Raw genomic sequence first — 12,186 nt, forward strand, 5'->3', positions numbered from 1 at the left:
CTATGAAAAAACTGATTGTTGTACTGATCGTAATCGTATTACTCGCGGGTATCGTCGGAACGTGCGTCGCGCTTTACAAGATGAACGGGTCGCGAGACGTGCAGGTCACCGTCGAAGACCCGGTGGTGACGCTCAGCATCAATAACGCGAGCAACACCGCGGCGCAGACGAACTTTACGCTCGAAGGGTTCAGTCCGAGCGCGCGGCAGAAAACGAAAGACATCACGCTGGACTGCACGAATCCTTCTGCCGCGGGTGACGTCCAAGGCTTATTCACCGTGGCGAAATCCGGCGCGCTCGCTCCTTATATCGACATAACGGTCAACCTTCTGAATTCCGCAGGCGGTTCGCTCGGAGAGAACATCACGCAGGCTTCGATGGGCGACGGAAAGACCTTCGCGCTCAGCGGCAGTCCGCGCTACGTCCGCATTACGGCGTATCTGAATAACGACGGCGTAAATTCTTTCGAGCAGGCTTCCGAGCAGCAAGCGACGATCAGCCTCGGCTGGACGATTGCCGCGACCGCCGCGATCTACGGCGACGAGACGATCTCCTTCCATTTCCTCGAACTCGGCAATAACTACACGGGCGACTGCACCTATATCAAAGCGGGCGACATCGACATTTTGATCGACGCGGGTTCCCGCCAAAACAGCGCGTCGACCATCGCGAATTACGTCAGCGCGGCGGGTCGCTGCACGGACGGAAAACTCGAATACGTCATCGCGACGCACGCCCACCAAGACCATATCGCGGGCTTTACCGACACGAAGAACAACCCCGGTATTTTCTCGCGTTATGAGTGCGGCGTCATCATCGACTTCGCGAGGACGAACGCGACTTCGCAGGTCTATAATAATTACGTTTCTTCGCGCGACGCCGAAGTTCAGGCCGGCGCGACGCACGTTACCGCGCTCCAATGCTATAACAACACGGAAGGCGGATTCAGGACGTACTCTCTCGGCAAGTCGATGAGTATGACGATTCTGTATCAACGCTTCTACGAGAACAACACTTCGGACGAGAACGATTACTCGGTCTGCGTCCTCTTTACGCACGGCGACAAGCACTATCTCTTTACGGGCGACCTCGAAGCCGAAGGCGAAGCGTCTCTCGTCGAGAGCAACGATCTTCCCGAAGTCGAGCTTTTCAAGGCGGGGCATCACGGCTCTTACACCGCGACGACGGACACCCTTCTTTCGGAAATCAAACCGAAGATCGTCTGCGTTTGCTGCTGCGCGGGTTCGGTCGAATATACCTCGAACCTTGCGAACACCTTCCCCTCGCAAGCTTTCGTCAACCGCGTCGCGCCCTATACCGATAAGGTGTACGTCACGACGGTCGGAACCATTCAGCAAAAGATCAAGGACGGCGTCCCCCAAGTGGACAAAAAGGGCAACCCCGTCTATGAAGATACCGGCTTTACCTCGATGAACGGAAATATTACCGTAACGAGCGCGGCGGGGCTGGTGACGGTCACTTGCTCGAATAACGCGACCAAGCTCAAAGATACCGCGTGGTTCCTCGCAAATCGGACGATGCCCGTCGCTTGGGAAGGCGGCGGAGGCGGCGATCCCACGCCTACGGTCGTCTCGATCCCCGCGGCGGATACCACTGCGTTCGCCTATACGGGCTCGGCGCAGACCTATAATATCCCCGCAAACAGCGCGTACACCGTCTCGAATAACGTCCAGACCGCGGTCGGCACGTACACCGTCACCGTCGCGTTGAAGGATAAGACGAACACTTCTTGGTCGGATTCCACGACGGCGGATAAGACCTATACCTTTACGATCGCGAAAGGTACCGTCGCGGAGCCTCAAGCGGATACCACCGCCTTTAAGTACACGGGCTCGGCGCAGACCTATTCGGTCGCGGCGAATGCGAACTATACCGTCTCGAATAACGTTCAGACCGCAGCCGGGACGTATCCCGTTACCGTCTCTTTGAACGAACCCGCGAATTACAAATGGGCTTCGAGCGGCGATTCGGACGATTTGCAATATGCCTTTACGATCGCGAGCCGCACGACGCTCCCGACTTCGAACACCTACGGCAGCGCGGATCTTAAATTCCACTTCCTGCGCGTCGGGTCGAACAGCTTTGCCGATTGCGTGTACGTTCAAGCCGGCTCGGTCGATATTCTGATCGACGCGGGCAGGGCGGCGGCGGATAGCCTTACCGCGATCAAAAACTATCTGAATTCGTCCGGTATGTGCGCGGACGGGACGCTCGAATACGTCGTCGCGACGCACGCTCGCGATTACGCGATCGGCGGCTTCTCGGGCGACAGCGGTATCTTCGCGAGTTATACTTGCGAGACGATCATCGAATTCCCGAACAAGAAGACCACGGGCACGTTCTATAACAATTACGTTACCGCGAGAAACGCCGAAGTTCAGGCGGGCGCGAATTACTACACCGCGCTCCAATGCGTAAACGAGACGGACGGCGCGCAAAGCACCTATAATCTCGGCAACGGAATGTATATGTCCGTCCTGTATCAGTACTATTACGATCGCACCGCGAGCGGCGACAACGACTATTCGATCTGCTTGCTCTTTACGCACGGAAGCAAACACTTCCTCTTTACCGGTGATCTCGAACTCGGCGAGTCTTCTCTCGTCGCGGGGTACGATCTGCCCAAAGCCGATCTCTTCAAAGCGGGCAACGAAGGCGGCGACGCGTCCTCTTCCGCGGCGCTCCTCGCCGCGATCGATCCCGAGATCGTCGTCGTAAGCGCGTACGTTACGGACGGCTCCGCGCTCTCGCAGAATTGGATCGACAGGGTCGCGACCTATACCGACGCCGTCTACGTCACGGGTAAGACCACGACGGGCGGCAACGCGATGAACGGCAATATCGTCGTCACGAGTTCGGCGGGCAACGTTACGGTTTCCTGCTCGAATAACGACACCCTTTTGAAAGATACCGCTTGGCTCTCCTCCAACCGCGAGATCCCCGAGGCGTGGGTGGGGCAAGGCGGCAACGCGCCGACGCTCGTCTCGATCCCCGCGGCGGATACGACCTCGTTCGTCTATAACGGGCAAGAGCAAACCTATTCGATCGCGGCGAACGATGCCTACACCGTTACGAACAACGCGAAGACCGCGGCGGGCGCGTACACCGTCACCGTCGCTTTGAAAGACAAAGTAAATACCGCGTGGTCGGATTCCACGACGGCGGATAAAGAGTTTCCGTTCGTGATCGAAAAGGCCTCGGTCGCGGAACCCGCGGCGGACGCCACCGTCTTTAAGTACAACGGCTCGGCGCAGACCTACAATCTCGCCGCGAACGCGCTTTACACGATCTCGAATAACCTTACCCAAACGGATATGGGGCATTATCCCGTCTCGATCACCTTGACCGACGGCGCGAACTATAAGTGGGCGGCGAGCGGCAATTCGGACGCGCTGACGTATGATTTCACGATCAACGGGAAGACCGCTCTTCCGAAAGACGGCGCGGTCGGTTCGGGAACGATGACTTTCCATATCCTGAACATCGCGAACAACTCTTACGGAAACTGCGTGTACGTCAAAGCGGGTGAGACGGATATTTTGATCGACGCGGGCAAGTCGACGAGCTTGAACGAGATCAAATCCTACCTCTCCGGCAAAGTTACGGATAATAAATTCGAGTACGTCATCGCGACGCATCCGCACCAAGACAATATCGGCGGATTTGCGGCGGATAACGGCATCTTCGCTTCTTTCGATATCGACACGCTCATCGATTTCCCGAGCACGAACCAAGGCGCGGCTTTCTACGCGACGACCTACGTCAACGCGCGCGCTTCGAAAGTCGGCGCGGGGATGACGCATTACACCGCGCTCCAATGCGTAAACGAGACGGACGGCGCGCAAAGCACCTATAATCTCGGCGACGGAATGTATCTGTCGATCCTTTATCAAGGCGGCTACGAGAGCAATTCCTCGAACTATAACAACGATTCGGTCTGCGTCCTCTTTACGCACGGCGACAGGCATTTCCTCTTTACCGGCGACCTCGAATCGACGGGCGAAACTTCTCTCGCGGCGAATAACCTGCTCCCGACCGTCGACCTCTTTATGATCGGCGACCAAGGCAGTTCGAGCTCGGCGGGGACGACCCTGCTTCAAAAGATCAGTCCTTCGATCTTCTGCGTCAGCGGCTACGCGAAAGCCTCCGACAAGCCCAATCAGACCTTGATCAACCGCATCGCGGCGTACAGCGACAGCGTCTACGTGACCGGGCAGTATGCGGACGGGACTTCGACGGTGATCCCCCTGAACGGTAATATCACCGTTACGAGCGCGCCCGCCGGGATTTCGGTCGCGGGGTCCAACAGCAGCGCAAAACTCAAAGATACCGCTTGGTTCCGAGCGAACCGCACGATGCCTACGGGCTGGACTGCGGGGGAGAATTTGACTCTCGTCTCGATTCCCGCGGCGGATAATACCTCGTTCGTCTATAACGGTCAGGAGCAGACGTACAATATCCCGGCGAACGAAGCCTACACCGTTACGAATAACGTAAAGACCGCGGCGGGCGCGTACACCGTCACTGTCGCTTTGAAAGACAAGGTCAATACCGCGTGGTCGGATTCCACGGTCGGGGATAAGACCTACGCGTTTACGATCGATAAGGTCTCGGTCGCGGAACCCGCGGCGGACAGCACGGTCTTTATGTATAACGGCGCGCAACAGACTTATAACCTCGCCGCGAACAACCTTTACACGATCTCGGGCAACACGCAGACGGCGATGGCGCATCATGTCGTCTCGGTCGCGCTCAAAGACACCGCGAATTATAAGTGGGCGACGAGCGGCGATTCGAACGCCTTGTCTTACGACTTTACGATCAACGGAAAGACCGTCATTCCCCACGCCGACACCTACGGTTCAAGTTCGATGACCTTCCATATTCTTCGCCTCGACGGCGGGTCCTACGGCGAATGCGTGTACGTCAAAGCGGGCGAGACGGATATTTTGATCGACGCGGGCAAAAACGCAAACGCGGCTTCGATCAAAGCGTACGTCGATCAATATTGCACGGACGGCATTCTCGAATACGTCATCGCGACCCACGGTCAGCAAGTCAATATCGAAGGCTTTACGACGATTGGCGACAAGGCGGGTATTTTCGATCTCTATCAGGTCGGAACGATCATCGAGTTTGCGGGACACGGTTTGGCGGACGCCTCCGCGACGGTGGTGAACTATTACGCCGCGCGCGATGCGGAAGTCGCCGCGGGCGCCGTCTGCTACACCGCGGATCAATGCGTAAACGGGCAGGGCGGCGCGCAGAGCACCTATTCTCTCGGCACGGGAATGTATATGTCGATCCTGTATCATTCGGTCAGCGATCACGTCGGCGATATCAGCGATATCGACAGCTTCTCGGTCAGCGTCCTCTTCAATCACGGCGATAAGTACTTCCTCTTTACGGGCGATCTGGAAGCGGCGGGCGAAGCGTCCCTCATCGCGAATAACCTGCTCCCCGAAGTAGCGCTGTTCAGAGCGGGCGATCAGGGCAGAGCGGACGGAACGAGCGCCGCGCTTCTCTCGGTCATCAAACCCGAGATCGTCGCGATCAGTGCTTCGATTCCGGGCGCGACAAACGCCAATCCGGTCGATCAGTCGACGGTCGACAATATCGCCACTCAGACGGATCAAGTGTACGTCACCGGATATAGCACGACGGGTTCGTACGCGATGAATGGGACGATCGTCGTTACGAGTTCCGCGGGCAACGTCTCCGTAAATTGCGAACTCAACAATAATCTGTTGAAGAACAACGCTTGGTTCCAAAGCCATCGGACGACGCCCGCTTCGTGGCAAGCAAATTAAAAACGCTTGCAAACGGGGAAAGCGCGTGTTATAATCAATTTATAAATCAAAATTTTTTTGATAAAGGAGAAAAACTATGGCTACCAAGAAGAAGAACTCTTACGGCTTCGGCAGAATCGTTGACTTGATTCTCGCGATCATCCCCATCACGAACATTATTTTGGGTATCGTAAAGCGTATTCAAAGCAAGAACTATATCGGCGCGATCTTGAATTTCTTCCTTGCTCCGTTGTTCTACATCGTCGACCTTATCACGGTCATCGTCTTTGACGAGCTCAAACTTCTCGCGTAGTCTTATGATTAAAAACGGCTTTTACTATTACGCATATTATTTTGTTGCGGAGCTTTAATGGTATCGGCTGTTTTTAGCGTGTGAAGAACTTGTAAGCGGTCGAACCATTCGGCCGCTTTTATTTTATTAAAGAAATGCGCCCGCGCGGGCGAAAAGGAGAAATTATGATCATCGTTATCAAAAAGCAACACGACGAATCGCAATACAAACATCTGACCGAATGGATCAAATCCCTCGGTCTCAAAACCGATATCAGCGAAGGCGAAAACAGCCTCGTTATGGGGCTCGTCGGCGACACGAGCCGCGTCGATATCGATCTCGTCCGTTCGTTGGATATCGTCGAGGACGTCAAGCGCATCCAAGAACCGTTCAAAATGGCGAATCGCAAATTCCACCCCGAAGATACCGTCGTCTCCGTCGGCGGCGCGGTGTTCGGCGGCGGTCACTTTACTTATATCGCGGGGCCTTGCTCGGTCGAGAACGAAAAGCAGATCGTCGAGGTCGCCCAAGCAGTGAAAAAGGCGGGCGCGAAGATGCTTCGCGGCGGCGCGTTCAAACCGAGGACGTCGCCTTACGCCTTCCAAGGCTTGCGCGACGAAGGCATTCGCCTGCTTCTCCTCGCGAAGAAAGAGACGGGGCTTCCGATCGTTACCGAGATTATGAGCGAGACGCATATCGATCTTTTCCGCGACGTGGACGTCGTCCAGATCGGCGCGCGCGATATGCAGAATTTCGAACTTTTGAAAGCGGTCGGCAAGATGGGTAAGCCCGTCGTGTTGAAGCGCGGTATCGCCGCCACCATTCAAGAATGGTTGATGAGCGCGGAGTACTTAATGAGCGAAGGTTGCCACGATATCGTCCTTTGCGAAAGAGGAATCCGTACCTATGAGACGGCGACGCGAAACACCTTGGATATCAGCGCGATTCCCGTCTTAAAAGAACTGACGCACCTTCCCGTGATCGTCGATCCGAGTCACGCGAGCGGCGTCGCGCGTTACGTCAAACCGCTCGTTAAAGCGGCGGCGGCGGCAGGCGCGGACGGCGTTATGATCGAAGTGCATAACGATCCGCCGAGAGCTTTGTGCGACGGCGCGCAATCGTTGCGTCCCGAGCAATTCAAAGAAGTCGTGGACGAAGCGGATCTCGTCGTCAAAGCGGTGGGGAAGACGGTATGATCAAAAAAATCGGCATCGTCGGTCTCGGGCTGATGGGCGCCTCGTTCGGCAGGCTCCTCGTTCGGGAAGGATATGAAGTTTTCGGATGGGATAGATCTCCGTCCGTTATGGAAAAAGCGCTCCTCGCGAAAGCCTATTCGGAGCCTTTGACGAAAGAGACCGCGAAAACGTTGGATCTCCTCGTTATTGCGATCTATCCGCGCGATTTCGAAGAAGCGGCGAGGGCTTACCTCCCCTTTATGAAAGAGGGCGCGGCTGTCCTCGATTTCTGCGGCGATAAGCGCGTCGTAACCCGCGCGATGAAGAAACTTTCCGCGGAATATCCGTCCGTCTTTTTCTGCGGCGGGCATCCGATGGCGGGCAGAGAGTACAGCGGCGTGGAGCATAGTTCCGTCCGCTTGTTCGACGGCGCGTCGATGATCTTCGTCCCCGTGACGGAGAATCTTTTCGCGCTTTCCGAACTCAAAAAGTTCTTTATGGATCTCGGTTTCGGCGGCGTCGTCGTTACGACGGCGGAGAATCACGATAAAATGATCGCCTACACGTCTCAGCTTTGCCATATCGTTTCCAATGCGTTTATCAAGAGCGAGACCGCGAAGACGCACGGCGGATATTCGGCGGGCAGTTACCGCGACCTGACGCGCGTCGCGAGGCTTTCTCCCGATATGTGGAGCGCGCTGATGACGGATAACGCGGAATATCTGAAAGAAGAGCTCGACGGGTTGATCCGCAATTTGCAAAAGTATTCCGACGCGCTCGGCGCGAAGGATGAGACCGCGCTCCGCGACCTTCTCGCGGAAGGGGATCAAATCAAACGGGAGATCGATAAAAAATGAAAATCGCGCTTTCTCCTTCTTCTCTTGCGGGTGCGATCGACGCGCCTCTCTCGAAATCGTACGCGCATCGCCTTTTGATCGCGGCGGCGCTTTCGGGCGGCAGCCTTCGTTTCGGCGATTCCGCGGACGCGTTTCACACCGCCACGGGGCTTTCCGAGCTCGGATTCGCCGCGGACTTCTCGGGCGATTCCGTTCGCTTCGGCGCTTTTAAGAAGAAAGAGGGCGTTTCTCTCGTCCACGTCGGCGAGAGCGGCAGCACGCTTCGTTTTCTGCTTCCCTTGGCGGCGGCGCTCGGCGTGAGCGCGGAATTCGTCGCGGAGGGAAGGCTCGGAGAGCGGCCGATGGGCGCGCTCGTCTCTTGCCTCGCGTCTCACGGAGTCACCGCGACCGCGCTTTCCGTTTCCGGTCGGCTCGCTTCGGGTCTGTTCGAGATCGACGCGACGGTCAGTTCGCAATTCGTAACGGGGCTTTTGATGGCGCTTCCGATCCTTTCGGGCGACAGCGAGCTCAGGCTCGTCGGCAAGCTCGTTTCTTCGCCCTACGTCGAGATCACGCTCGAAGTGCTTCGACAGGCGGGGATCGAGATCGAAAAAAATGGCGGTTCTTTCTTGATTCGAGGGAATCAAACCTATCGACTCGAAACGTCCGTCGTTCAAGGCGACTATTCGGGCGCGGCGTTCTTTTTGGCGGCGGGCGCGCTCGGAGAGGGCGTCTCCGTCCGAGGGCTTACTCCGTCTTCCGCGCAGGGAGATAAAGCGATCGTATCCGTCTTGAAGCAAGCGGGCGCGGTCGTCAAGGAAGAAAACGGGGCCGTTACCGTTCGCAAAGGGGAAATGCGCCCCTTTACGGTGGATATCGAAAAGATCCCCGACCTCGCGCCGATCCTGTCCGTCGTCGCGGCGTTTTTGCCGGGCGAGAGCGTCCTTGAAAGCGTGGCTCGGCTGAAAGATAAAGAAAGCGACCGCCTGCTTGCAATCCGCGATATGCTGAAAAAAGCGGGGATCCGCTCGGAAGAAGAGGGCGATTCGCTCCGCATCTTCGGCGGAAAACCGAGGGGCGCGGCGTTCGGCGCATTTTCCGATCACCGAATGGCGATGTCGGAAGCCGTCCTTGCGGCGTTTGCGGAAGGAAACAGCGAGATCGACGACGGCGCTTGCGTTAAAAAATCGTACGCGGCGTTTTGGCGCGATTACGAAACGTGCGGAGGTAAGTATGAAGTGGAAAGGTGACGTCATATCGTTTGAAGTCTACGGAACGTCCCACGCGCCCGAAGTCGGCGTGCGGGCGAAAGGTTTTCCCGCGGTTTCGCTCGACGGGGAAAGACTCGCGCGCTTTATGGAGCGCCGCAAGGCGAAAAACTCCGTCTATTCGACGAAGCGGATCGAAGCGGACGCGCCCGAGATCACGGTTGGCGGGGAATTTTGCGCGATCATCAAAAATTCGAACGTTCGCAGCGGCGATTACTCCGAGCTTTTCGGGATCCCCCGTCCTTCTCACGCCGATTACGCGGCGCACCTTATGGACGGCAGGCTCGATTTCTCGGGCGGCGGCGAATTCAGCGGCAGATTGACCGCGCCTCTTTGCGCGCTCGGTTTCGCGGCGAAGGAACTCTTGGCGGAAAAGGGCGTGCGCGTGTCCGCGTGGGTCCGCTCGATCGGGAAAGCGCAGGGCGCAAGCTACGAAAGCGGGTTGACCGAAGAAATGCTCTCCGCGGGGGAGAAAGGAATTTGGGCGCCCGAAGGCGAAAAGGAAATGCTTGAAGAGGTCGAAAGAGCGGCGGCGGAAAAAGATTCGGTCGGCGGCGAGATCCAATGCGCGGCGACGGGGCTCCCGGGAGCGATCGGCGGCGGGGTCTTCGGCTCTCTCGAAGGGAAGATCGCTTCGCTTTGCTATCTGATCCCCGCGGTCAAAGGCGTTTCGTTCGGAAAGGGTTTCGCGCTCGCCGAAATGCGCGGCTCGGAGGCGAACGATCCGCTGCGCGTTGTCGGCGGCGAGATCAGGATCGTTAAGAACGACGCGGGCGGGATCAACGGCGGACTCAGCAACGGGAACCCCGTGACCCTCTCCGTCGCGTTTCGTCCCACGCCCTCGATCGGAAAAGCGCAGAACTCGGTCGATCTCCGGACGAAAACCGATCGGACGATCGAGATCAAAGGGCGTCACGACGCGTGTATCGTGCCGCGGGCGGTTCCCGTCGTCGAATCGGCGGTCGCGATCGCGCTTTTGGACGCGCTTCTCGCAAGCGAGCGAGCGAAATGCGAAAATAGGGCGGGCGATCTCGACGCGCTCAGAACGCAAATAGACGAAGTGGATCAAGAGCTTTGCGCGCTTTTGTCGCGGCGATTTGATGTCGTTCGCGCGATCGGAGAAGTCAAAAAGGAAAAGGGCCTTCCCGTCTTGAACGAGGCGCGGGAAAAAGCCGTCCTCGAAAAGGTTCGCGCCCGCGCGGAAAAGGCGGACGAGGCGGACGCTTTCGCCGCCGTCTATCAGACGATCATGACGGAAGCGAAGAAACTTGAAAAGTAAAGAAGCATTTCCGTATAAATCTTTGCAAAGTTCATCGTGACTCCTGCGATCCGAATATGCGGGAACCGCTTGAAGAGCGGTTCGAAGGGGTATTCCGATTTGAGAAAAGAATGGATATTGAAAAGATCCGCTTAGTATGGAAGACAAAGAAAAGAAGTACGATAATAAGTTTTTGCTCGAAAGGCAACTCGAAACGATCAAGATTTTTTACGAGCGCAATCTTTTATCGAAAGAACAGTACGAATTTGAGGTTCGGACGTTGACGACGAGAATCAAAACGGACGAGAAAAAGGAGTCATAAAAGTATTCCGTCGGGGTGGTTTTCGGAGCGGAAAATCGCCCCTATTTTTGTGTAGCCAATGATTTTTCGGCGATTTCAGGTTCGCAAAACACATCAAAGCTCGGCGATGAACCGAGCTTTTTTTGGGAGCCGCTAACCGGACTTGCAACCGGTGACCTCGTCCGCGTCGCGTTTTCGTCCGTCGGGCAGGGCGTGCGCGTTGCTTCGCCCTATCGGTGACTCCTAAAATGCTCCTTCTCCCCAAGATATCTGCTGATATCTCGGGGTCCCCTTCTATTACGTAACCGTCCTTGGTAAAGACTCGGGCAAAGAAAAAGCACCCTCAAAGAGAGTGCTTATCTTGGAGCTGCTAACCAGACTTGAACTGGTGACCTCGTCCTTACCAAGGACGTGCTCTACCGACTGAGCCATAGCAGCGAACAACTGTCTTATTATATATTCGTTTAGGGGGTTTGTCAATAGAAAAAGCGAGATTTCGGACAAATTGTCCCCGAAAACAAGACGCGCGGGGCAATTTTTGTTTTTGCGCCGCGCGTTTTGTTTGATTTTTTAAAAATCGCTCGATTATTTTTCTTCGGGATCTTCGGTCGAAGACTCTTCCGAGGGGAGTTCGACGTACTCTTTTTCGGCGGGAGCTTCTCCGCTTTCAAACCCGAAAACGTCGCTTTCCGAGGAGCCGTTTTCCGCGCTTGCGTCTTCGGAAGAGGTAGCCGAGGGTTCGTCGAAAAGATCGCTGCGCGCGGCTTTGAGCTCATCGTAGAAATGCGCTCTCGCCATCGAGTGATAGGCGGCGACCCAAAGCCCGCCTACGCCGAGGCAGAGCAAGCCGACGATGTACCAACCGATAAAGCTGAGGTCGAGAAGGAAAAGCTTTCCTTTGTAGCCGCGCATCATTTCGCTCGAAAGATCGAGGCATCGGCGCCATTCTTTATCCGAATCGTCTTGTTGAATATAGAACGCCATCGAATACGCATAGGCTTTAATGATTCCCGGGACGATGAGGAGCAAGGTCCAAAGGAAGATGAAGAGGTTGCGAAGGAATCCGAGAAGAATGGTGTTCGTAAAATCTTCTTTGAATCTGAGGAACAGATCTTTAAAGTCGATCTTCTTGTCGCCGCGCGCGACTTTGACTTCGAGGCGCGAAAGTCCGTACGCCATCGGCCCCGCGATGACGATGGATGCGATGGAGAAGATCCAGCCGATCGCGAATTTCGCCTTTCCGGGA

The 12,186-nt window shown here is 56.1% G+C and carries 8 protein-coding genes and 1 tRNA gene; 7 read left to right on the top strand and 2 right to left on the bottom strand.

Going from position 1 to position 12,186, the window contains the following annotated elements; genetic code table 11:
- Window positions 1–2: 2 nt before the first annotated feature.
- From K5753_02980 to K5753_03010, 7 genes are all read left to right on the top strand, one after another.
- Complete coding sequence (locus K5753_02980) at window positions 3–5,831, top strand: MBL fold metallo-hydrolase (protein ID MCR4726164.1); 5,829 nt, start codon at window positions 3–5, stop codon at window positions 5,829–5,831.
- A 76-nt stretch (window positions 5,832–5,907) separates the two neighbouring features.
- Window positions 5,908–6,123: a hypothetical protein gene (locus tag K5753_02985; GenBank protein ID MCR4726165.1), complete on the top strand. Its 216-nt coding sequence runs from the start codon at window positions 5,908–5,910 to the stop codon at window positions 6,121–6,123.
- A gap of 164 nt (window positions 6,124–6,287) precedes the next feature.
- Complete coding sequence (aroF, locus tag K5753_02990) at window positions 6,288–7,298, top strand: 3-deoxy-7-phosphoheptulonate synthase (protein MCR4726166.1); 1,011 nt, start codon at window positions 6,288–6,290, stop codon at window positions 7,296–7,298.
- Window positions 7,295–8,134, top strand: a complete 840-nt coding sequence (locus tag K5753_02995) for a prephenate dehydrogenase (GenBank protein MCR4726167.1) — start codon at window positions 7,295–7,297, stop codon at window positions 8,132–8,134. The genes aroF and K5753_02995 overlap by 4 nt, the downstream gene beginning before the upstream one ends.
- A complete protein-coding gene (gene aroA / locus K5753_03000) occupies window positions 8,131–9,363 on the top strand; it encodes a 3-phosphoshikimate 1-carboxyvinyltransferase (protein MCR4726168.1) in 1,233 nt (410 codons plus the stop codon). The genes K5753_02995 and aroA overlap by 4 nt, the downstream gene beginning before the upstream one ends.
- A complete protein-coding gene (gene aroC, locus K5753_03005; GenBank protein ID MCR4726169.1) occupies window positions 9,347–10,660 on the top strand; it encodes a chorismate synthase in 1,314 nt (437 codons plus the stop codon). Before aroA ends, aroC begins: the two co-directional genes overlap by 17 nt.
- A gap of 136 nt (window positions 10,661–10,796) precedes the next feature.
- Window positions 10,797–10,961, top strand: coding sequence for a hypothetical protein (locus K5753_03010; protein MCR4726170.1), 165 nt, complete (start codon window positions 10,797–10,799; stop codon window positions 10,959–10,961).
- A gap of 341 nt (window positions 10,962–11,302) precedes the next feature.
- On the opposite strand, the gene K5753_03015 is transcribed toward K5753_03010, so the two are convergent.
- A tRNA-Thr gene (locus K5753_03015) sits at window positions 11,303–11,378 on the bottom strand.
- Window positions 11,379–11,525: 147 nt separating this feature from the next.
- On the bottom strand, window positions 11,526–12,186 hold a 661-nt coding region (locus K5753_03020), incomplete at its 5' end, for a DUF975 family protein (GenBank protein MCR4726171.1).

The organism is Clostridia bacterium (genome assembly GCA_024685775.1).
Lineage (GTDB): Bacteria > Bacillota > Clostridia > Christensenellales > CAG-1252 > CAG-1252.